At 41.0% G+C, this 22,710-nt stretch carries 28 protein-coding genes; 2 read left to right on the top strand and 26 right to left on the bottom strand.

Annotated features, from left to right (window positions below):
• Positions 1-5: 5 nt before the first annotated feature.
• The 23 genes from ahrC to ACFSMW_RS04355 form a co-directional block, all read right to left on the bottom strand.
• Entirely contained in the window at positions 6-455 is a 450-nt protein-coding gene (gene ahrC, locus ACFSMW_RS04465) for a transcriptional regulator AhrC/ArgR (RefSeq protein WP_390353366.1), read from the bottom strand.
• Positions 456-482: 27 nt separating this feature from the next.
• Positions 483-1,301 carry a TlyA family RNA methyltransferase gene (locus ACFSMW_RS04460; RefSeq protein WP_390353364.1) on the bottom strand — a complete coding sequence of 273 codons (819 nt, stop codon included), beginning with the start codon at positions 1,299-1,301 and terminating at the stop codon, positions 483-485.
• Positions 1,302-1,383: 82 nt separating this feature from the next.
• Positions 1,384-1,965, bottom strand: a complete 582-nt coding sequence (locus tag ACFSMW_RS04455) for a hypothetical protein (RefSeq protein ID WP_390353362.1) — start codon at positions 1,963-1,965, stop codon at positions 1,384-1,386.
• A 689-nt stretch (positions 1,966-2,654) separates the two neighbouring features.
• A complete protein-coding gene (locus ACFSMW_RS04450; RefSeq protein WP_390353360.1) occupies positions 2,655-3,539 on the bottom strand; it encodes a polyprenyl synthetase family protein in 885 nt (294 codons plus the stop codon).
• 2 nt (positions 3,540-3,541) lie between these two features.
• Entirely contained in the window at positions 3,542-3,775 is a 234-nt protein-coding gene (gene xseB, locus ACFSMW_RS04445; protein ID WP_390353358.1) for an exodeoxyribonuclease VII small subunit, read from the bottom strand.
• Positions 3,776-3,777: 2 nt separating this feature from the next.
• The gene (gene xseA, locus ACFSMW_RS04440) at positions 3,778-5,115 is read right to left on the bottom strand and encodes an exodeoxyribonuclease VII large subunit (RefSeq protein ID WP_390353357.1); all 1,338 of its coding nucleotides are present in this window, start codon (positions 5,113-5,115) and stop codon (positions 3,778-3,780) included.
• Positions 5,100-5,969, bottom strand: a complete 870-nt coding sequence (folD, locus tag ACFSMW_RS04435; protein ID WP_390353356.1) for a bifunctional methylenetetrahydrofolate dehydrogenase/methenyltetrahydrofolate cyclohydrolase FolD — start codon at positions 5,967-5,969, stop codon at positions 5,100-5,102. Before folD ends, xseA begins: the two co-directional genes overlap by 16 nt.
• 147 nt (positions 5,970-6,116) lie before the next feature.
• Positions 6,117-6,512, bottom strand: coding sequence for a transcription antitermination factor NusB (gene nusB / locus ACFSMW_RS04430; RefSeq protein ID WP_390353354.1), 396 nt, complete (start codon positions 6,510-6,512; stop codon positions 6,117-6,119).
• A gap of 151 nt (positions 6,513-6,663) precedes the next feature.
• Positions 6,664-7,053, bottom strand: a complete 390-nt coding sequence (locus ACFSMW_RS04425) for an Asp23/Gls24 family envelope stress response protein (RefSeq protein ID WP_390353353.1) — start codon at positions 7,051-7,053, stop codon at positions 6,664-6,666.
• A gap of 24 nt (positions 7,054-7,077) precedes the next feature.
• A complete protein-coding gene (gene accC, locus ACFSMW_RS04420; RefSeq protein ID WP_390353351.1) occupies positions 7,078-8,427 on the bottom strand; it encodes an acetyl-CoA carboxylase biotin carboxylase subunit in 1,350 nt (449 codons plus the stop codon).
• Between the two features lie 14 nt (positions 8,428-8,441).
• Positions 8,442-8,930 carry an acetyl-CoA carboxylase biotin carboxyl carrier protein gene (accB, locus tag ACFSMW_RS04415; protein ID WP_390353350.1) on the bottom strand — a complete coding sequence of 163 codons (489 nt, stop codon included), beginning with the start codon at positions 8,928-8,930 and terminating at the stop codon, positions 8,442-8,444.
• 257 nt (positions 8,931-9,187) lie between these two features.
• The gene (locus ACFSMW_RS04410; RefSeq protein WP_390353349.1) at positions 9,188-9,751 is read right to left on the bottom strand and encodes a SpoIIIAH-like family protein; all 564 of its coding nucleotides are present in this window, start codon (positions 9,749-9,751) and stop codon (positions 9,188-9,190) included.
• 11 nt (positions 9,752-9,762) lie between these two features.
• Positions 9,763-10,392, bottom strand: coding sequence for a stage III sporulation protein AG (spoIIIAG, locus tag ACFSMW_RS04405; RefSeq protein ID WP_390353348.1), 630 nt, complete (start codon positions 10,390-10,392; stop codon positions 9,763-9,765).
• Entirely contained in the window at positions 10,389-11,009 is a 621-nt protein-coding gene (gene spoIIIAF, locus ACFSMW_RS04400) for a stage III sporulation protein AF (protein ID WP_390353347.1), read from the bottom strand. Before spoIIIAF ends, spoIIIAG begins: the two co-directional genes overlap by 4 nt.
• Before the next feature lie 12 nt (positions 11,010-11,021).
• Positions 11,022-12,197 (bottom strand): stage III sporulation protein AE, encoded by a 1,176-nt coding sequence (gene spoIIIAE, locus ACFSMW_RS04395; protein WP_390353345.1) that lies wholly within the window; start codon positions 12,195-12,197, stop codon positions 11,022-11,024.
• Positions 12,198-12,251: 54 nt separating this feature from the next.
• Positions 12,252-12,644 (bottom strand): stage III sporulation protein AD, encoded by a 393-nt coding sequence (gene spoIIIAD, locus ACFSMW_RS04390; protein ID WP_390353343.1) that lies wholly within the window; start codon positions 12,642-12,644, stop codon positions 12,252-12,254.
• A 4-nt stretch (positions 12,645-12,648) separates the two neighbouring features.
• Entirely contained in the window at positions 12,649-12,855 is a 207-nt protein-coding gene (gene spoIIIAC / locus ACFSMW_RS04385; protein WP_390353341.1) for a stage III sporulation protein AC, read from the bottom strand.
• Positions 12,856-12,901: 46 nt separating this feature from the next.
• Positions 12,902-13,414: a stage III sporulation protein SpoIIIAB gene (gene spoIIIAB / locus ACFSMW_RS04380; protein WP_390353339.1), complete on the bottom strand. Its 513-nt coding sequence runs from the start codon at positions 13,412-13,414 to the stop codon at positions 12,902-12,904.
• Positions 13,411-14,340: a stage III sporulation protein AA gene (gene spoIIIAA, locus ACFSMW_RS04375; protein WP_390353337.1), complete on the bottom strand. Its 930-nt coding sequence runs from the start codon at positions 14,338-14,340 to the stop codon at positions 13,411-13,413. The genes spoIIIAB and spoIIIAA overlap by 4 nt, the downstream gene beginning before the upstream one ends.
• Before the next feature lie 255 nt (positions 14,341-14,595).
• Entirely contained in the window at positions 14,596-15,153 is a 558-nt protein-coding gene (efp, locus tag ACFSMW_RS04370; protein WP_390353335.1) for an elongation factor P, read from the bottom strand.
• Positions 15,154-15,237: 84 nt separating this feature from the next.
• Positions 15,238-16,299, bottom strand: coding sequence for a M24 family metallopeptidase (locus ACFSMW_RS04365; protein ID WP_390353333.1), 1,062 nt, complete (start codon positions 16,297-16,299; stop codon positions 15,238-15,240).
• Between the two features lie 21 nt (positions 16,300-16,320).
• Positions 16,321-16,764, bottom strand: coding sequence for a type II 3-dehydroquinate dehydratase (aroQ, locus tag ACFSMW_RS04360; RefSeq protein ID WP_390353331.1), 444 nt, complete (start codon positions 16,762-16,764; stop codon positions 16,321-16,323).
• An 83-nt stretch (positions 16,765-16,847) separates the two neighbouring features.
• Positions 16,848-17,384 carry a YqhR family membrane protein gene (locus ACFSMW_RS04355; RefSeq protein WP_390353329.1) on the bottom strand — a complete coding sequence of 179 codons (537 nt, stop codon included), beginning with the start codon at positions 17,382-17,384 and terminating at the stop codon, positions 16,848-16,850.
• Positions 17,385-17,685: 301 nt separating this feature from the next.
• Between ACFSMW_RS04355 and ACFSMW_RS04350 the strand changes: the two genes are divergently transcribed.
• Positions 17,686-18,069 carry an SA1362 family protein gene (locus ACFSMW_RS04350; protein WP_390353327.1) on the top strand — a complete coding sequence of 128 codons (384 nt, stop codon included), beginning with the start codon at positions 17,686-17,688 and terminating at the stop codon, positions 18,067-18,069.
• Positions 18,070-18,142: 73 nt separating this feature from the next.
• Here the strand turns inward: ACFSMW_RS04350 and ACFSMW_RS04345 are convergent, their stop codons facing one another.
• A complete protein-coding gene (locus ACFSMW_RS04345; RefSeq protein WP_390353325.1) occupies positions 18,143-19,033 on the bottom strand; it encodes a patatin-like phospholipase family protein in 891 nt (296 codons plus the stop codon).
• A gap of 79 nt (positions 19,034-19,112) precedes the next feature.
• Complete coding sequence (gene mntR, locus ACFSMW_RS04340; RefSeq protein WP_390353323.1) at positions 19,113-19,529, bottom strand: transcriptional regulator MntR; 417 nt, start codon at positions 19,527-19,529, stop codon at positions 19,113-19,115.
• Positions 19,530-19,735: 206 nt separating this feature from the next.
• On the opposite strand from mntR, the gene ACFSMW_RS04335 reads away from it, so the two are divergent.
• A complete protein-coding gene (locus tag ACFSMW_RS04335; protein ID WP_390353321.1) occupies positions 19,736-20,107 on the top strand; it encodes a rhodanese-like domain-containing protein in 372 nt (123 codons plus the stop codon).
• Between the two features lie 138 nt (positions 20,108-20,245).
• On the opposite strand, the gene parC is transcribed toward ACFSMW_RS04335, so the two are convergent.
• Complete coding sequence (gene parC / locus ACFSMW_RS04330) at positions 20,246-22,696, bottom strand: DNA topoisomerase IV subunit A (protein ID WP_390353319.1); 2,451 nt, start codon at positions 22,694-22,696, stop codon at positions 20,246-20,248.
• Positions 22,697-22,710: the final 14 nt, after the last annotated feature.

The following is a 22,710-nucleotide window of genomic DNA, read 5'->3' as shown; positions in this document are numbered from 1 at the left end:
AGAACTCATAGCATATTCAGAAAACGATCTTTTACTGATACTGTATCTGCTTCATCCCTGCATATCAACAGACAAGTATCATCACCGCAGATGGTTCCCATTATTTCATTCCATTCCAGATTGTCGATTAAAACCCCTACTGCATGCGCATTTCCAGGTAAAGTACGTAAAACGATAAAATGACTTGTATGATCAATTTTGACAAAAGCATCTTTGATCAGCCTTTTTAATTTATCAAGCGGATTAAACCGTTGATCAGCGGGCAAACTATATTTATATTTACCAAATGAAGATGGAACTTTCACTAAATGCATTTCCTTAATATCTCTGGAAACTGTCGCTTGAGTCACGTTATAACCGAGGTTTTTTAACCGTTCCACCAATTCATCCTGTGTTTCAATTTCCTTTTCCGTTATTAATTCTCTTATTTTAATATGACGCTGCAGTTTACTCATCAAATCCCCCCATCTAATAACCGCTTCTTATTTCGCTTTCAGAGTTTCGTGGGCCTGCTCTACTACTTTTTCTATTTCTTCCGCTTGCCATCCGGGCTCAAAGAGTTCTTTTCCCCAAGACATATGCAATAAAAATTCAATATTGCCATCCCCCCCTGTGATGGGCGAAAATGTCAAATCGCAAATTCCATAACCTTCAGCTACCGCAAAAGAGATGATTTTTTGCAATACTTGTAGATGGATACCCTTGTCGCGAACGATGCCTTTTTTTCCGACTTGTTCCCGCCCAGCCTCAAATTGAGGTTTCACTAAAGCAACAATCTCGCTGCCGGCAGACAACAAAGTACGCAGGACAGGCAATATCAATGTTAATGATATAAAGGAGACATCGATTGTTGCAAAATTGGGTCTGCCTTGTTGCAGCATATCCTCGGTCACGTAACGGAAGTTCGTTCTTTCCATCACCACGACACGTGGATCCGAACGTAATTTCCAGTCAAGCTGATTATAACCGACATCTACAGCGTAGGAAAGTTTTGCACCATTTTGCAGGGCACAATCTGTAAAACCTCCCGTGGAGGAACCGACATCGATCATGATCGCACCGTTGATAGCAATGTTGAAAGTTTGCAGCGCTTTTTCCAACTTCAGCCCGCCCCTGCCCACATACGGAAGGACTTTTCCTTTAAGTGTGAGGGGAATATCCTCGTCCACTTTCATCCCCGGCTTGTCCAATCGCAAAGTTTTGGAATAAACAAGCCCCGCCATCACATGACGTTTTGCTTTTTCTCTGGTTTCAACCAAATTACGCTCCACTAATAAGACGTCTAGTCTTTTTTTGCTCATTTTGCATCCCTCAAATTATCAATTTCCAAGTTCTAGTATTCAAACGCTTTTCTGTAGTCCGCTGCAAAAAAACCGGACGCCATCATTTTTTCTGATTTGACAATATACTGATGTTCAATTTATCCTCCAGGAACCCGACTACTTTTCCGGCTCTAAAAATGATTGCTGTAGAAGCATGAATCGCAAAGTATTTCCCGACAGCTTTTCCACCTACTGTCAGTGCCGCCACAAGGCTGGTCAGGACTACCGATAAAGTGATTTGGACGGGGGAACCATCTGAGTGACCAAGCAGCTTGGCAATCTGCAAAACGACAATAGCGGACGCTGTTCCGCTCACAATTCCGGATATATCTCCAATAACATCATTACAAAAACTGGCGAATTTGTCCGCATTGCGTATGATTACCACCGCCTGTTTAGCCCCTTTTACTTTTTCAGCTGCCATGGCATGGAACGGCGCCTCATCCGCGGCAGTTGAAGCAATTCCGAGCATGTCAAACATGACACCGATTAAAACGATCAATAGAACAACAATAAGCCCTACAACCCACATCACTTTACTGAGGATAGAGGAGGATACGATTGAAAAAATTGCCGCTAACACAAAAGTGATAACGGCAATGATCAAGCTGAATTTTACAGAACGTTTTATTTGTGATTTCATTTTTAACCCCATAATTAAAATTATGTAAGAGGAATGGCCATTTTTACGATTAAAACTGCGGCATAGGTCCAGTAGGTTTTCCCAGATAGATACCACATGTTGCCATGTAGGCGGTTCCCCTTTAAATCCATCTTAGCTTGTCACCATAGGCTAGACTGGATTACCACTAAGTCCGCACTATAATCCCGCAAAAATGTCTGATGAACAGTCTAGGAGATTTCCTCAACAGCCTTTGGCCGAATCCTAGCCTCTTTTGCAGTGCCGATTTCATAAAGATCTACAATGATAATCCAGTGGCCACCAGTATTATCATCCTTGGCTTTAATCCCCTCGGTCACCACTCAAGGCAGGCTACGCTGCAAATTGGGTTTCCCTTACCCTTTTATGCAGGTTCATACCCCATTCCATAGCAGTGTCTAGGCTTAGAAGCTACTACAGAGATGGGCCTCCACGGTAATCGGGTCATCGCCCACATGCCTTTGTGGATCGCCCGAAAACCTTAACTCCCAGCACCGACCCAAGGCTGGGCGCCTCAAGCCGGCACAAGGAACTTCATCGATGTGCCCTTTAGCGGATTTTTAGCCCCGCCTTCAGAAACGGAGGACTGACTAGAATACTGCACCATTCCTAATATATGATTATTATATCATAGATCAAAGTCAAATCTCAAGCAGACAAATTGCAAGGCATTAGTGATCACGCTGGCTGAAATAGTCTACCAAAGGCAGCAAATATGACGCTTCTGCATCTGCTTTTTTCAATAGCTCCCTGGCAGATTGAGCGTAGGTTTCTTTTTTAGCTATCGCACCATCGATACCAAGTAATTTTGGATAAGTGCTTTTAAGATTGCCTTCATCGCTTCCGACAGATTTGCCCAATTTCCCTGCATCCCCCACCACATCCAGAATATCATCCTGTACCTGGAACAGCAGTCCTAACTGATAGGCAAATTTGTTTAAATATGTTAATTGCGTTTCATTCGCATTGCCCAAATATGCTCCTGCATATACGGCAAAACGGATCAGCTCACCTGTTTTCAATGAATGAATCTGTTCCAGCTGTTGCAACGTCGACTTTTTGTCTTCAGCTTCCATATCCAGAAACTGTCCAGCCACCATCCCTGCCGGGCCACTGCATAAGGACAGGAGACCAAGGATTTCCACCTTTTCCTCTGCAGTCAGTTGTCCATCATTTGCAATCAGGCCAAAGCTGTTTGTCAATAGGGCATCACCAGCCAGGATTGCTGTTGCTTCATCAAACATTTTATGATTTGTCAGTTTCCCTCTACGGTAATCATCATCATCCATTGCGGGTAAATCATCGTGAATGAGTGAATATGTATGTAGCATCTCCAGCGCAGCAGCTGTCGAGATTACCTTATTCACATCTTTGGCATAAGCGAAATAACTTGCGCACACCAAAATCGGTCTAAGTCTTTTACCACCCGCTTTTAACGAATAAAGCATAGAATCTTTCAGTTTTTGCGGAATACCTGCTTGCTCAAAACAGCTGTCAAATTTTTCATCAACCAGCTGTTGCACTTCGCTGAAAAATGGTTGTAACTTGTTTGCCACGGTTATTCTTCCTCCTGCATCTCAAATGGCTCTGTCTCTCCTTGGGAGTTGATAATTCTCACCATTTTTTCTTCGACATCACTTAATTTATCATTGCAAATTTTGGAAAGATCCATCCCTTTTTGATAATAGGTAATTGCTTGTTCAAGCGGAACATCTCCAGCTTCAAGCTTCTCTACGATGCTTTCTAGCTCCTTCATTGCATCTTCAAATGATAATTCTTCTTTAGATTCCATGTTTAATCCTCCCTGATATCCAAGACCCTGCAATCAAGCCGAGCATCTGAGATTTTCACTGTAATCCGGTCATTTTTTGCTACATCATTCTTTGCCTTCAAAATGTTTCCCTTCTCTGTATAGGTAATAGAGAAACCACGTCTCATCGTTTCCAGTGGATTCAGCACTGTCAATTTTTCGATTAGCGTATGCAGTGCTGCTTTTTTCTGCTCCAGACGTCTTGTCATTGTTTGCTGCAGTCTTTTGTTTAAAAAGGTCATTTCTCTTGATGCCTGATTTATTTGCTTCGCGGGGTGTACAGATAACAATCTATTTTTCAACTGGGCGACTTTCTCCGATTGCTTATCGAGAATGGTTTGTGTGCTTTTTTTGAATCGTTCTGACAGCTTATCCATTTCTTGCTCTTTTTGTCTCAGTAACTGTTCAGGGTAGCGGAAGGCATAAGAACGCATTAACCTTTTCAAATGCCGATTTTCGCTAGTGAGTAAATTATCCATACTTTGTTGCATGGAACGTTTCATCGCACCCAACGTCCCAAGCACTTCATATATAGAGGGAACGGCAAGCTCAGCAGCGCCAGTCGGTGTAGGTGCACGTAAATCAGCTACATAATCGCTGATCGTTACATCTGTTTCATGTCCCACCGCTGAGATAATCGGAATTCTTGATTCATATATTGCCTCTGCAACTACTTGCTCATTAAATCCCCAAAGTTCCTCAATTGACCCTCCGCCCCTGCCAACAATGAGCACATCGAACTGATTCAATTGATTTGCAAATCTTATCGCCCTTGCGATATCATTCCCAGCATGTACACCTTGTACAAGGGCGGGTACAACAGTGATGGCTGCAACAGGGTATCTTCTTTTAATAGTCGTAATGATGTCTCTTACGGCAGCTCCAGTCGGGGAAGTAACCACACCGATGCGGTTTGGGAAAGCAGGAATTTCCTGCTTATGGTCATTCGAAAAGAAACCACGCTGGCTCAGTGACGTTTTAAGTTGTTCAAACGCCAGGTACAGCGAACCGAATCCATCAGGCTCCATTCTTTGGATATATATTTGATATTGTCCACTTGCTTCAAACACACTGATATCCCCATGAATGAGTACGTGCATGCCGTTTTCAGGAATAAATTTCAAATACCGATTATTGCCTGCAAACATCACTGCTTGGATTCTGGCATGGTCATCCTTGATCGTCATATACATGTGACCCCTGCTATGATGCTTAAAATTTGATATTTCACCTTTTAGCCAGACACTGCGTAAATGCGGATCGATATCCAATTTTCTTTTAATGTACTTCGTCAGTGCAGTTACGGTTAAGTATTTTTCCATGTAGATCCCTTAATTTGCTTTGCAGCTTGAATTGTATTTTTTAATAGCATGGCAATTGTCATCGGACCGACCCCTCGGGGCACGGGCGTAATAAAAGAAGCCTTTTCCTTCACGTTCTCAAAGTCCACATCCCCAGTTAATTTGCCATCTGGCGTGCGATTGATTCCCACATCGATCACCACAGCCCCTTCTTTGACAAATTCTGAGCCGATCGCATGCGGCTTCCCGACAGCAACCACTAATATATCTGCTTGCTTGGTGAAGTGCTTCAGATCGCGCGTTCTTGAATGACAATATGTAACGGTTGCATTTTCATTGAGAAGTAGTTGCCCAACTGGTTTGCCGACAATATTACTGCGTCCTATGACGACTGCATGTTTGCCGGTAATTTCAATATTATTTTCTTTTAGCATGGTGATGATGCCAAGTGGTGTGCAGGAAAGGAAAGCGTTCTTGCCCGTCATCATTCTGCCGATATTCACGGGATGAAAACCATCCACATCCTTGGCTGGTGAAATAGCTTCAATTACCTTTTGTTCTGCAATATGTTCGGGAAGGGGCAGTTGTACAAGAATGCCATGTACCTGTTCATCATGATTCAGTTTATCGATCAAATCAAGCAGTTCTTTTTCACTTGTGGATTCCGGCAGCAAAATAACATCTGACTCCATCCCTATTTCCGACGAAGCCTTCTTTTTTCCGTTTACATACGATTTCGAGGCAGGATCATCTCCGATTAAAACGACTGTCAAATGAGGTACAATCCCTTCCCCTTTCAACGCATTAATTTCTTCCTTCATTTTCATTCGTAAATTTTGAGCCAATATTTTGCCATTCAATATTTCTGCTGACACACCTTCATCCCCCTTATATCCTTCTGGATTTGCAACAGGAAAAACCCATATTTTATACTGATATGAGCTTCTTCTGAAATATCCGTTTTCAAAAAAGTTGACTATGGCTATCCTCCAGAACGGTCTAATCATTTAAAAATGGCCAGATTAATTATCCTGCTGATCTTTCACTATATTGGACAGGACACCATTAACAAACTTCCCTGACTTTTCGTCACCATAGGTTTTGGCTAGTTCGATTGCTTCATTAATTGTCACATTTTCCGGAATGTCATCCATATATTCCAATTCAAAAACCGCTAAACGCAATACAGCGCGCTCCACAGCTGCGATCCGGCCTAGAGACCAACTTTGCAGGTTTTGTTCAATCAACTGATCGATAGGTACAATATGGGATACTGTACCTTCTGCCAATGTCAATAAAAATGGATCTGCTTCCTCCTGGTTTAATGCCGTTTTGACAGCTTCTTCCGCTTGATCATACTCCAGTCCGATTTGAAATAGCGTCTGAAATGCTTTTTCCCTTGCTTTATGACGATTCATTCATTCATGTCTCCTTAAAATGTATCTCAATCAAATAATAACATGATTGTTAAGCCTAGCGCCACAATCTTTATTCTATCTTTAAATCCCAAGCCCAGTCCTCTGCAAAAAAACAAACCAAGGTCCGATAAAATCAGACCTTGGTTTTCATTCACTGCAGTTCAGTTTCAGTTTTTTCCATTTGAATACCGACAACGTGAACATTGATTTCAGCTATATCTAATGCTGTCATATTTTTTAATGTCTGGCGTATATTCGTTTGAATGTTTTGGGCTACTGTTGGAATGGACACACCATACTGCAACAAAACATACAAATCGATCAAAATCCCATTATCTGTTAATTCTACTTTGACACCTTTGCTGTGAGACTTTTTACCAAACCGTTCTACTACTCCTGTTGCAAAGTTTCCTCGCATGGATACAAGACCTTCAACCTCACTAGCAGCGATGCCTGCAATTACTTCAATCACTTCCGGAGCAATTTCCACCCTGCCGTGGCCGGTATTTTCGCTAACATTTACTAATGGCTGTTCGCTCATGCTATCACTCCTTCATCGTTATTTTCATTCAACGATCGGATGTTCTTTTAAAAAGTTAGTGTTGAAATCTCCCTCTATGAACACCTCGTGTTCCATCACTCGCTGGTGAAACGGAATAGTCGTTTTGATACCTTCGATAACATATTCGTCCAATGCCCGTTTCATGCGTTTTATCGCTTCTTCACGTGTAGGTGCATACGTAATAAGCTTGGCAATCATAGAGTCATAATGCGGCGGAATGGAATAACCAGGGTATGCAGCAGATTCTACACGGACACCCAGTCCACCTGGTACGAGGTACTCATTAATTTTCCCCGGTGATGGCATAAAGTTTTTAAAAGGGTTCTCTGCATTTATTCTGCATTCGATAGCCCATCCCTCTAACGTTACTTCTTCCTGCTTAACAGAAAGATGTCCTCCATCAGCAATACGGATCTGTTCTTTGACTAGATCAATACCGGTAACCATTTCAGTCACTGGATGCTCTACCTGGATACGGGTGTTCATCTCCATGAAATAAAAGTTTTGCGTCTTGCGGTCAAAAATAAACTCAATCGTTCCGGCTCCGACATAATCGACAGCTTGCGCTGCTTGAACAGCTGCTTCACCCATTTTTTTCCTGATTTGCGGTGTTAAAGCGGGTGAAGGTGATTCCTCTACTAATTTTTGAAGCCGTCGCTGGATACTGCAATCCCTTTCTCCTAAATGGATGGTATGACCATGCGTATCAGCAAGCACTTGGATTTCCACATGGCGGAAATCTTCAATAAATTTCTCTAAATATAAGCCTGGATTACCGAAGGCTTTCTCAGCTTCATTTTGTGTGATTTGGATGCCTTTAATCAGTTCCTCTTCATCATAAGCTACACGGATACCTTTCCCTCCGCCACCTGCTGTTGCTTTTATGATGACAGGATAACCGATTTCATTAGCAATTTGTTTTCCTTCCGCTTCATCTGCAATAATTCCGGTTGAACCAGGCACAATTGGTACATCGGCTTGCTTCATCGTTTCCTTGGCCACATCTTTGATACCCATTTTTTGGATTGCTTCAGGCGAGGGCCCTACAAAAGTGATATTGCAAGCACGGCACATCTCGGCAAAATCGGCATTCTCAGCAAGAAATCCATAGCCAGGATGGATGGCATCAACTTCTGTATACACAGCAGCACTCAGTATATTTGTAACGTTCAAATAGCTCTCTGAACTTGCTACAGGACCAATACAATATGCTTCATCAGCTAGTTGAACATGCAAGGATTCTTTATCTGCTTCAGAATATACAGCAACAGTGGAAATCCCAAGTTCCTTACACGCGCGTATAATTCGTACTGCAATTTCTCCCCTGTTAGCAATCAACAGTTTTTTTATCACTTAGGATCGTCCTCTCACTTCGTTTTTACGCGGAATAAAGGTTGTCCGTACTCTACCAATTCCCCGTTATTTACCAATATTTCAACGATTTCTCCTGAAACTTCGGCTTCTATTTCATTGAACAATTTCATCGCTTCCACAATACAAACGACGGAGCTTTCATCAACATTTGACCCTACTTGTACAAAGTCAGGGGTTTCTGGATTGGAAGCACTGTAAAATGTACCAACCATCGGGGAAACAATCTCCTTATCATACGCGACTGTAGAAACAGGGGTCTGTTCTTCATTTGCTGCAACGGGTATCTCAGCTGCGGGTTCAGTTTTTTCCAATGCAACTGCCTGAGATTTTTGTAAAGGTTGTTCACTCCTGGGCATAACCATTTCCTGTATAGCAGATTTTTTAATCGTTACGCTGGTACCTTCATTTTCATAAGTGAATTCATCAATCGATGATTGGTCAATCAATTTGATTAGTTCATGAATGTCCTGAACTTTTAACATGCTATTTAGCACTCCTTTGTATCAATTAGGATTAGGTATTAATAACTCCTGTTAATATTTTACGATTAGTTGCGTGTAACTTCAACAATTAAACTAAAAACCGATCCGAAGTCACGAAGAATTTTTAACCCGGATCATGACCACTATCCCAACAGAACAGACATCTTCTAACTATTTCACCAAGTAGAATAAGCCTTGAAATATTATAGCGCAAACAAAAAATCCGGGCAAAAATGCCTGGATTTTTTAAAAAGCTGTCATTCTTTTTCATCTGCAGTATATCCTTGGAAGTTCACATCCACTGTCACATCTCTTTCAAATTCTGCACGTACTTCTTGCATGATATCGAGCACTTCTTTATTATCAAGTTTATCAGTCTTCACATGGACATGAACCTTATCACCTTCCGAACGTACCAGCACGTCAGGATAATTGTTGTTCGATTGAATCGTTTCTTCAAGTATTTGTTCTTTTGTAGTCACGTTCTCAAGTTCATCCATTTCTTCCAGCGCTTTATTTTTTTCCGCAGCTGAAGCGTCCGTAGAAGCTACAATATCTTTCAACCGGGACTTTTTCATACTTCTTTCATCTTCTAAATCCATCCGAATAGTTGTAAACAACTCATCCTTTCCAAGGTTCGTCACATCATCTACGGAAGCTTTTCCTTCTGTTTCACTTGCCTTGGATGTTTCTTCCGTATTTTTTTTGCCATCATTGACATATGCCAAATCGTCGTTGTTTGGGGACATCACATAATACACACTCAACACAATCATCAGACTAAGCATCGTAAGCAACCAGACTGTTTGTTTTTTCAGCATCTTTATCCTCCTTATTTTCTAGGCATAACCGAGACTTGGTGTGTGGGTACATCCAACACGCGTGAGACGGCTTCCACTACCCATTTCTTGGCTGATGCATTTTCTATTCCTTTCGCTACTACAAAAACACCTCTCACAACTGGTTTTTTCGTTTGGACCAGTAGCGGCTCTTCTTTATCACCCTGTCGGACAAAAACAACATGGGTTTCTTCTGTATTATCTTCAATCTGTCTGTTCCCGCCATTTTTGTCTTTTTCTTCGGTAATCTGTTTACCTGTAACTAAATCTTTCTCGTAAACTTTGACATTCGTTGATTCTAAATTGATCATCACTTTGACGTCTGAGATTCCTTGGATATTTTCAAGCATGGCCGAAAGGTCCTTTTCATAGCTGGATTCCAATTCTGTGACGTTAGCTGCTGTATTCACTGGCAGAGCCCCACTATCTTGTTCTTCATGATTTTTTGTACTTTCAGTTTCTTGCTTCATCGAAACAGGCTTTTGGTCTGATGAAGTGAAAATGTTTGAAAGTATCAACAGCAGAATTCCAGCCAGGCCAATAATAAGAATATACCCGGTTTTGTTTGGCCGTTTTCCATTCGAATCCTTTCGCTGTAATAATGCGAGTATTTTTTTTATCAAGTGGAACCTCCCTCCCATCGCAAAATCAATTTCTCCTCATCCAGTTCCCAAATCTGCTGCAATCGTTCAGCTATTGCTTCATCGTCATGTACGTTTTCCTCATGTTCTGTCTGTTTTGTATCGATTTCAACTTCATTCACAGCATCCACGTTTCCCTCCCCGCCCTTCATTTCCTGTAAATAGACAATTACCTTGTCCAGGTTTTCATAGGATTGACTTGTCCCCTCTTTGAACTTAAAGTGAATATCTGCAATTTCTTGCTGAAATTCTTCCCCCAAAGATTTGTTTGCGAGATTTTTGAGTTGGACAGCCATTTGTTCTAAAATATATGCACGTTCAGAGGATTCTATTTCACTTTTTTTTAATTTAAGGTTGTTTTTTACCATGTCCTTTTCAAAAATCTCATCTTGCTGTTCTTGAAATGTTGTTTGAATCGCTTGCTTCATATCGATATGGAACAGATAGAATACCGGTTTTAAAAATATGAGAATGAGGATCAAACCGACGGCGAATTGGATATATTTTTTCATTGAATTTGCCGGCACAAGCAAATCAATAATCGTCGCCAACAGCAAAAAAACAATTATTTGGGTTACCCAATGTATTAACATACTCATCCATCCATCACCCTAACGAAGGAGTAATGTCAAATTGCCGGCTGCGATAATGATGACAATAGCTAAAAAGAACATCAATGAAACAGCAAGTAAGCATGCCAGCATGTAAATGACATATTTTCCTATTAAATTCAATACCGATATGACCGGTCCATCACCGACTGGTTGTAAAACCGCTGCTGCAATTTTATAGACAACGGCAATAGCGAAAATTTTAATCGCTGGAAACAAGGCGATAAACAAAACCATTACAACACCGACAATCCCGACTGCGTTTTTTAAAATCAACGATGCGCTTAAGACTGTATCTGCCGCATCCGTAAAAGCTCGTCCAATCACTGGGATGAAATTTCCCGTAATGAATTTGGCAGTTTTCATACCAACACCATCCTGCACTGCGCTGGCTGCTCCTTGTACAGACATCACCCCTAAAAAGATTGTTAAAAATGCTCCTAGCACACCAATACCGACATTTTTAAAAAGATTTGCTAAGTGAGTTACTTTATATTGTTCATTCAAACTACTGACAATGAGGAGCAGCGCAGAAATGAATAGCAGCGGCAAAATGAAATTAGAGACTAGTACACCGCTGGCATTGATCAAAAAAATGGTGACCGGATGAAAAAATGATATGCTTACTAGATTCCCGACGGAAGCCATCAAGCCGAGAAGCAATGGCAGCAAGGCTATCATGAATCCTCCCATGGTATCAATTGCATCTTTTGTATAAGTGACTACAGTATAAAAACTGTTCAAAGCTAGGAACAATAAAACGATATACACAACAAAATAAGCAATTTTAGAAACAGATCCTTTGTCAAAAGCATTGTGCAGGGTCTGCAAAAAGATTGAAAACAATGTTAGCATGAAAAGCATGCCAAGGAGCTTACCGTTAAAAATCAATTCGTGAAAGAAGAAATCAAGGAGTCCCCCAGCTATACTTTTAAATGAAAGCTTGTCCTTATTTTTGACCAAATCATAAACGGTTGATTTTTCAATATCTGGCAGGAAACCTCCATAGTCATCAACCAGCTTGTTCCAATATTGCTCAATGCCGTCAAAGGAGATATCCTCGGATAACTTCTCCTCTAATCCATCCAACGATCCCTCGTCCTCCGCAAATACAGTTTCGTTTCCAAACAGAAATAACATGATGGCACAAAGGAACAGTATTCTATAAAATTTCATGCATCAACATGCTCCTCTCCTTGGAAAGTTCGCACTGCCATTTTCCTAAAGGCCTCAACTTACAGGCAAAAAATGGAGTATTGACTCGATGACAGCAGTGATAATCGGCACTGCCAGCAACAAAATAAAAATTTTCCCTGCCAATTCAATCTTTGAAGCTACAGCACCAAGCCCGGCGTCCTTTGTGATATTTGCTCCCAGTTCCGTTATATAAGCAATTCCGATAATTTTAAGAATCGTTTCGATATACATTCCATCGATGGATGCTTTTTTTCCAAGCGTTTCGATTAAATCAAATATCTGCCCAAGTTGTTTAATCACCGCTAGAAATATGACAATTCCAGTAATAAGCACAATAAAAAACGCAAATGGCCCTTTGATATCTTTCAACAGAATAAACAAGATACTGGCAATGATCCCGAACAAGACAATTTGAATGATACCCATGGGATTACCCTTGGAATAAAAACACAGATTTTATTTGCTGAAATAAATCGGACAGTCCATTGACAACAATGACTAGTACAATAATGAAGCCGACCAGTGTCGCGAATTGCGCTATCTCTTCCTTGCCCATTTGCTTCAATATCGTGTGTATGAGGGCTACTATAATGCCAATGCCCGCTATTTGAAATAATATGGATGCATCTACAAGCATATACTTACCCCTTCCGCTTGAATGAATCTTCACTCCTTGAGCTGGTTTAAAATAATAAAATAATCAAAAACAAGCCTGCAAGCACACCTAGACTCTTTGCCAGCTTTGCATATTTCAAGTGCTGATCTCTTGCTTCATGCATTTCTCTCTCCAAATGATGCAACGCAAGCTGGATATGCTTTTTCTGCTGGGTGAAATCATGCTGACCAAGTGTCGCGCCAAACTGCAACAGGATTTCTTTTTCGTTTTTCGCTAAATTCGCCTGTAGCGTCCAGGCCTCTATCGTCGAACTCCAAACAGCAGGCAAGTCACTCCCTCTTTGTTCCAATTGCATAGCAAGTTGGGTAAACAGATCGCTTGCCGGGGCTGGCAGCTGTTTGCCGATGACAAAAAAAGCATCCTTCAACGGTCGCTGGCTATATACAATTTCCGCTTCTAAAATTTGTAATGCATTAATCAGCTGGCGGATATGCTTTGGTCTGTCAGACAGCCTTTTACTCCATTCAAAACCCGCCCATGTTGTTGTACTCAAAAGAAGCAGTGCACCAATCCATTTCATCTCTCATACCCCACCCGAAACTTTGGCATGACATTTTTGTTATCCTGATCCAGAATGGCGGCCACTCTATTCAAAGAAGTGTTTTTATTCAGGATGATCATACGCTGAAAAACTTTACTTTCCAGCAAGGGTTTTATTGAAGGACGTTTCATCAAATTTTCCACTGATGATCCATGCACTGTACAAATAATTTTCACACCAGCATGGATTGCTTCCATCAAAGCCTCTACATCCGCAACACTGCCAATTTCATCCACTATCAAGACTTCCGGAGACATGGAACGAACCATCATCATCATTCCTTCAGCTTTCGGGCAGGCATCCAGTACGTCCGTTCGATGACCCACTCTGTGCTGCGGAATTCCGTTGATGGAGGCAGCTATCTCAGAGCGTTCATCAATGATTCCAACTTTGCAAGGGCGAACTTTCTGCCACCCTTCAGAAACCATTCTTGCGACATCTCTTAGCAAAGTCGTTTTACCTGTTTGGGGCGCCCCGATCAGCATCGTATTCATATATGCATCCTTAAAAATATAGGGCATCACTTTTTCCGCTATGCCGATCTTCTCCTTAGCTATACGTATGTTTAGAAAAGCAATATCCTGAATTGCCGCGACATTTCCGTTGATGGTGTTCACTTTTCCTGCCAACCCCACCCGATGTCCACCGGTGATCGTGATGTATCCGAGTCGAAGTTCATCCTCCAACCGATACAATGAATAACCGCTAAGCTGATTAACCACATACATGCCAACAGACTTGTCGGGGCGAAGTCCAGTCACCCATTCTGTATATTGATCGAAAACGAGCTCCACTGGTTGTGCAAGTCTTAAACGGATTTCCTGCAGCTCACTCCAGCGCCCCGCAATTTGCAAATCTATTTTCCTGCGGTATGCATCGGGAAACAGATCCAAAATGTTCTCCATAATTTCTCACCACTTCTGATGTTGTTTGCAAATATAGTAAAGATAAAAATATAAATGATTCGCCTTTTTCTTTTATAGTTAAATGTATGATGGACAGGCAAAAATATTACTTGCCATTCAGTCAGCGTGTTAATAAAACCACGCGATAGAAAGCGCTGTGCAGTCAGCAGCACAAAATTTCTCCATAAAAAAAGACTGCGCCAAAATCTATTGCAAGATTTTGGCGCAGTCCATTATAAACATCACATGCAGCATTTACGCACGGGAAACATATTTTCCTTCAGAAGTATTGATAACGAGTTTATCCCCCTGGTTAACGAAAAATGGCACTTGAACTGTAAGACCCGTTTCCAATGTTGCTGGTTTTGTACCACCACTGGCAGTGTCGCCTTTGATTCCGGGTTCCGTTTCAGTAACTTCCAGCTCCACTGTATTCGGCAAATCGATTCCGATAACTTCTCCCTGGTAAGTAGCTATATTCACTTCCATATTTTCTTTGATGAATTTCAGTTCATTTTCAATCCTGCTTGTTGGTAACTCAATTTGCTCATATGTCGCCATATCCATAAAAGCGTGGGAATCTCCGCTGGCATACAAATATTGCATCTTACTGTGCTCCACATGCGCTTGTTCGACTTTTTCACCTGCACGGAATGTTTTTTCTTGAATATTCCCGTTTTTTATATTACGAAGCTTGGAACGGACAAATGCTGCCCCTTTCCCTGGTTTTACATGTTGAAAATCAATTACCTGCCAAACATTATTATCTAACTCAATTGTGAGGCCTGTACGAAAATCGTTTACAGATATCATCTGGGTTCCTCCTCTTTTCATGGTGTGTCGTTTACTTCATGCATCTAAACGATCAGATCGCTTTAAGACAATCTATTTTAAACCCTATAATATAATCAGTTCTTTTGAGCTTGTTGTCAAGCGTTCATTACCATTTTCTGTAATGATAATGTCGTCTTCGATTCGGCATCCGCCAACATTCGGTACATAAATCCCTGGTTCTACGGTAACTACCATTCCAGGCTTTAGTACAGTTGCAGAACGATAGGACAATGCAGGCGCCTCATGTACTTCCATACCTAATCCATGTCCTGTCGAGTGGCCAAAATGATCGCCATATCCTTTTTCAGTAATATAGTTTCGTGTCAACGCATCAGCTTCCTTACCGGTCATTCCGGGCTTTATTCCTTTCACTCCACGAAGCTGCGCCTCTAAAACAATATCATAGATATTTTTTAGCTCATCACTGATTTCACCTACCGCAACCGTTCGTGTTGTGTCAGAACAATATCCCTGATATAGGGCGCCGTAGTCCAGTGTTACCAGTTCTCCGCTTTGAATTTCTTTTTGCGAAGCGACACCATGTGGTAAAGCTGATCGCCAGCCAGATGCAACAATCGTGTCGAAGCTTGAGGAATCTGCCCCCTGCCTGCGCATGAAAAATTCCAGTTCGTTGGAAACCTCAATCTCTTTCACACCCGGCTTGATGAATCCTTGAATATGCTGAAAAGCTGCATCAGCAATCTCGGCAGCCTTTTTCATCACTGCCAGTTCATCAGCTGACTTATAAAGACGCAGATTTTCAACCAAGTCACTGACAGGAACCAGTTCCCCTTCAATTATATTTTTGTATTGTTCATACATAGCAAAAGTAACCTGATTTTTTTCAAACCCGACTCTTTTTGCCTTTTCCATGATAAGCTGATCGCGTATTTCCAATTCAATAGCTTGCTTATGTTCTACAACTTCAAATCCTTTCGCCTGTTCAGAAGCCTGGCTTGTATAACGAAAATCAGTGATGAAAATCGCTTTTTCCAATGTAATCAGTACAACTCCTGCTGTTCCGGTAAAGCCTGACATGTATCTCCTGTTTATCGGGCTGGTGATTAATAATGCATCCAAATTTTCTGCTTGCATTGCTGTTCTGATTTTGTTCAATTTCTCCATATTTCTTCCCCTCCAAATTGATTATAAGTTGCTTTTCGCTTTCTCCATTAACGCAAGACACGCCAACCGGTAACCCGTCTTGCCAAGGCCGACAATCTGTCCAGCACATACTGGTGCCAGCATGGACTGGTGGCGAAAAACCTCTCGGGCATGTATATTTGAAATATGTACTTCAATAACCGGGACATCTATAGCTGCAATCGCATCACGAAGCGCGATGCTGGTATGTGTGTATGCTGCCGGATTGAAAATGATTCCTGCATAATCTCCGTTGGCCTGCTGCAAGCGATCGACAAGTTCCCCTTCATGATTCGACTGGAAAGTATCAACTGCGAACCCTTCTGCCTGCGCGGTTTGACGAACTTCTTTTTCTATTTCCTCCAGTGTGCAGCTGCCATAAATATCTTTTTCCCGTTTCCCCAACAAATTTATATTGGGTCCATTCAAAAGCAACAGCCTTTCCATCCCTCTCATCCCTTTGCTGATAACTGTATTGACTTCATTAGTTTATCATAAAGTCAGCACAAATCACAAAAGAGACAACTGTCCTACCCCTGTGATTTTTTATTATTTTGCTTTTTTTGGGTTAATTGCATTTCTTTGATATGCGCATCATAATAATCATATGCGATAGAATACCCGATAAAAACACCGTAAATCACGAATATACTCAAGGTGGAAATAATCGTTTCCAGTTTCATCTCCTGCACTGGCGGGATGGAAGGATATACCGGATGGAACATAATGAATATGAATATCCAACAAACGATGCCAAACAAGACACCGCCCCACATCGAATACCACTTTTTTAATAATATATAATAAATAAAAGCCATGGCAATCGAAAGAAAACCACAGATAAATATGGAAACGATCTCCCCAAGCCACCCATCTGTCCACTCTGTTTTCAGCCAGGATCGTAAAATGAACGTTTTTGGTCCCACCTCAGCAAAATTGAAATAATATGAAAATATACCGATGATACTCCAAAAGATACCGCCGACAAAACCGGTAACAGCCACTTTTCCCAGCAATGAAGCTGCTGGGTTAACATTTTGTGCTCCAGATCGCGTTTCTTGACTCATACTATCTACCTCCATTCAGATAGTATTGCCATTTCCTATCAATAAAATCAAAAAACATTCCTGAACCGGTAGGCCGGCTTGTCATTTACAAATGAGCTGGTTTTACATGATACTTTCTTGTAATATATAAATAAGAAAATATTTTTTTGTAACAATAATGTATAAAAATTTGCAGAAGTGGTATACAAATAGTAGATCAGTTTTTTCAATTCCATTCTGCTAAGTGAAATAAGATATATAATGTTTTTCTGTTTGTACAAATGCCGGGAATTTCGATTGCAACCAAAAAAGGAGTGATCAAATGCTTCGTAATGTTTTTTCCAAGTTAGTGTATATCATCATCGGTTTGGCTGTTATTGGCATCATTGCACAGCTGGTCACTAATACTTCTGGATTTTTAAAAAGTATCTTTATAATGGTCGGAGTCGCAGCGGTAGCGACGATAGCTTTTTACTTCCTCTTTGGCAGAACGAGAAGGTCAGGAAATGAAATGAAAAAATACCGCAAAGCCGTCAAGCAATCTACACGAAAATATAAGAAGCATGCTCCGAGCACTAGCAAAAAAGCTTCGCCAGGCAAACTGAAACAAACACAAATCAAAAAAAGAATCCGGAAAGGCCCCAGTCATTTACGCGTGATTGATGGGAATAAATCCAAACGGAATAATAAGCGGGCGTCCAATTGAATGGCGCCCGCTTATTTATTATCTATCTGACCACAGACAGTCCGACATTTACACATTTTATTTTGTAGATCATTCATCTAGGCCATTTCTTTAGAAACTGATCGGCACGAGTTCGCCCCGCCTCTACTAATTCACTGATTATTTCGGGCTGTATTTGAAAGTCCGTTGCTAAAATATTATTGACTGGAATAAATATGATGTTTTTTTCTTCGGATTTGGAAATAAATCTAGCATCATGTGCTTGCTTCATTGTAGAAAATAATGCGAGGAACATATCTATTGCATTTTTGATTTTTCGCGGTTGGATATTCTCCAATGATTCGCTTAATTTGATACCCAATACCGGGCGGGTTTGTGCAGACTGGTCCCTGTCAAAAATCCACAGTGGAAAATTGCTTAGCAGACCCCCATCAACTATCAGGCTTTTTTCTTTTGTTTTACCAGGCAATTTTTTTGGCATGAAAAAATATGGAAATCCAGCACTCATTCGAATGGCTTTGGCGACAGAAAAGTATTTAGGGTCTATACCGTAAACCCTTTGCAGGTCATCCGGTAAAACAATTAATTTCCCCAGCGTTAAATCACTTACAACAACCTTTAGTTTTTGATGCGGCAAATCTGAGAAAGCATATACTCCTTTGGCCGCCAGTTTTTCGTGAATCCAATTTTCCAGCAGATTGCCACGGTTTAATCCCATTTGAAAATAGAGAAAAAACCAACGGCTCAAAGGAATGAAAGTTGTAATCTTTGGTGGGTCAAGAAGCTTTTGCAGTTGAATTTCCCCCATGACTTTTTCTATTTCCGATAAACTGTACCCCGCAGCTAAAAAGCCTGCCAACATCGCACCAGCTGAAGTCCCCGCAACCCGTTCTATTTGCAGTTTTTTATCTTTTATACTTTGCAATGCACCAATAAAAGCAAAGGCTTTTACACCTCCGCCGGAAAAAACTGCATCAATCTTCATACGTTTTCCCCTCCGCCATCAAATTCAGACTTACTTAATCATAGACCTGAATGGCGAATTTAGAACCGGAATCAGAGAACTATTTTGTCATCCGGCCCAACTTTTTCAATTCATCTATTCTTGACGGGTCATTATTAAAATAATTCACAAGAACACCAATCCGGTCGATGGAGTTCCAGCTTAAATGATGTTCGATTCCTTCCACATCATGATATATTTTGTCTTTATCAACCCCGATGATTTCCAAAAACTGTTCCAGCAATTCATGGCGGAATACGAGACGCTCGCCTATTTGTTTACCATTTTCAGTTAGGACAAAACCACGGTACTTCTCATAATTCAGATAACCATCTTTGTCGAGCTTTTGCACCATCTTGGTGACAGATGAAGGATGGACCTCGAGAGAGTCAGCAATATCAGAAACTCTGGCATATCCCTTCTTATCAATCAAATTATATATAAGTTCGATATAATCTTCCATACTTGGTGTAGGCATCCTGTTTCCTCTTTTCGGGAATAATTTTTTATCTAAGGCAAAACTGTTTCTCTTCATAGCATACACGAAAATGAAAAATGAAACAAGCCCACCTATTTTCATGATTTCTTCAGTTATCCATTAACCGCAATGAAAACCTTTGAAAAATACATCATTTGATTCTATAATGAATAATGAACGAAAAGAAAACGGGGGAAATTGGTAAAATGAAATTTCTGATTATATTATTGGTTGTTATATTCGTTATTGGGTTGATTCGCTTTTTTAAGCAGAAATCATATTTGAAAATAATGAGTGAAGACCAGTTCCGCGAAGGCTACAGAAAAGCACAGCTGATTGATGTCAGGGAACCGCAGGAGTTTAAAAACGGCCATATTCTAGGGGCGCGCAACATCCCATTGACTCAACTGAAACAACGCCTTGTCGAACTCCGGAAGGACAAGCCAGTATACCTTTATTGCCAAAGCGGATCCAGATCTGCAAGAGCTGCACAGGTTTTGCATAAAAAAGGATATGAGGATGTCAACCAGCTTAAAGGCGGATTTAAGAAGTGGACAGGCAAGATAAAAAAATCATAACTCAAAAAACCTCAGAATCAGTGATATTTTCTGAGGTTTTTTGATGTTTGCCACATGCCCGCTGCTCTGCACATATTGATATGAAAATAGCCCAACAGTTAACAGAAATGATTCGTAACTGCTGAGCGCTTTAAAATGCTATTTCTCTTCAGTGGAAAACGGCTTCTCGTAACGCGCCTGTTTCCATACATGGACGACCTCTCCGTGCGTATCGGAATCGACTACAAACGAACCGTTACTGTACCGATCGCTTATCGGCAATTCCAATGGATATAGTATGTGTGTTTCCTCATACGATGTATTCAAACATAATGTGTCTTGTTCATCGACTGTATACAAACCGCGCAGCTGGTGTGGTTTGTTTTTCAGTTCCCTCAACATGACCAAACCTCTTTTAGCTCGTGAGGTTTTTTCAAATACCTGCAATTTCATTCTTTTGCAAGCCCCCCGCTGTGTCACAGCAACCAAGTTAGGATCTGCCAAATCATCAAAAATTTGACCATTCACCACGTACTCATCTTTTTTCAACAATATTGCTTTTACACCTGATGCACGCTGTCCAACAAGAGAAATTTCTGATTCATGATACCATAAACCGAAGCCTTTATTGGAAGCAACAAACACGTCTGCATGCCCGTTGGTCACATGAACATCCACAACTTCATCGTCTTTTTTAAGATTTAATGCAATCAATGGTTTGGAATAGCGCTGAGCCTCATACAATTTCAGCAGGCTCTTTTTGACCATTCCATTTTTTGTGAAAAACAATATATATTGCTCTTCCGAAAAACTTCTGATAGGAACTGCTTTGATAATATACTCCGCTTTTTCCAGTCCGACAAGATTGGAAACGTGCTGTCCAATGTCTTTCCAGCGAATATCGGGCAGCTGATGGACAGGTATATATAAGTAATTCCCCTTATTGGTGAATAACAAAAGCTTATCAGTTGTGTTTATTTCAAATAAACCAAGGAGATGGTCATTTTCTTTGATGGCAAAATCTTCGCCGTTTGAAGCACTGTAAGAACGAAGGCTGGTCCGCTTGATATATCCACCATGTGTGACAGATACAACAACATCTTCACTTGCCACAAGCACATCGATGTCAATGGTCAACTCTTCAATCTTCTGTTCGATTTGAGATTTTCTAGGTATCCCATATTTTGTTTTCAACTTACGCAAGTCCGTTTTAATCGTTTCCAACAGTTTTTTTTCATCATTCAGAATTGCTTCCAGATCTGCTATGATTTTTGCCAGTTCGGCAGCTTCTTCCTGCAATGAAACAATATCTGTATTGGTTAAACGATAAAGCTGCAGCATGACAATGGCTTCTGCTTGTTTTTCAGAAAATCCGTACTTCGTGATGATTTGCTGCTTCGCATCTTGTTTATCTTTTGAAGCACGGATAGTTGCAATCAGTTCGTCTAGAATAGATATCGCCTTGATCAATCCCTCAACTATATGTGCCCTGGCCTGCGCCTGATTTAAATCATAAATCGATTGCCGGGTGACAACTTCTTTCTGGTGTGCAATATATGCATCAAGCATTTGCGGCAAAGATAACAATTTTGGTGTTTTGTCCTGAATGGCGACCATATTGAAATGGTAAGTCACTTGCAAATCAGTATTCTTGTATAAATAATGCAATACACCTTCACTATTGACATCTTTTTTTAACTCGATGACAATACGCAGACCGCTCCTGTCGGTTTCATCACGCACTTCCGCAATGCCCTCCACTTTTCGATCCACTCGCAGTTCATCCATTTTCTTGACCATGCTTGCTTTGTTAACATCATAAGGAATTTCCTCGATGACAATCTGTTCCCTATTGCCGCGAATTTCTTCCACTCTTGCTGTTCCACGTACTACAATCTTGCCTTTTCCTGTTTCATAGGCTTTTTTTATGCCCTCAATTCCCTGGATGATCCCTCCAGTCGGAAAATCCGGTCCTTTGATCGCTTTCATCAGCTCATCAACATCTGCTTCAGGCTTATTAATCCTTTTGATGACGGCATCTATGACTTCGGCCAAATTATGCGGCGGAATATCTGTCGCATAACCGGCAGATATTCCAGTGGACCCGTTGACAAGTAAATTAGGAAATTTTGCCGGCAATACAACCGGTTCATTTTCCGTATCATCAAAATTAGGGATAAATTCCACGGTCTCTTTGTGAATATCTCGCAATAATTCAGAGGCGATGCTGGAAAGACGCGCCTCCGTGTATCGCATGGCGGCTGGTGGATCCCCATCAAGGCTCCCATTATTACCGTGCATCTCCACAAGTTCGTTTTGCATTTTCCAATCTTGGCTGAGACGGACCATTGCTTCATACACCGACGAATCTCCATGCGGATGATAATTACCGATTACTGTTCCGACCGTCTTTGCCGATTTTCGAAAATGCTTATCATGTGTGTTCTTTTCTTGGAACATGGCATACAAAATACGTCTTTGTACAGGCTTTAGGCCATCGCGCACATCTGGCAGCGCCCTATCCTGAATAATATATTTACTATATCTGCCAAAACGGTCACCGATAACCTCTTCTAATGGCAGATCCAAAAACTTCTCGGCATTTTCCAAATCAATTCCCCCTA

This window comes from Tigheibacillus halophilus (assembly GCF_042683165.1).
Classification (GTDB): domain Bacteria; phylum Bacillota; class Bacilli; order Bacillales; family Amphibacillaceae; genus Tigheibacillus; species Tigheibacillus halophilus.
The sequence above is the reverse complement of the archived record's forward strand: the minus strand, read 5'-3'. Positions and strand labels throughout refer to the sequence as shown.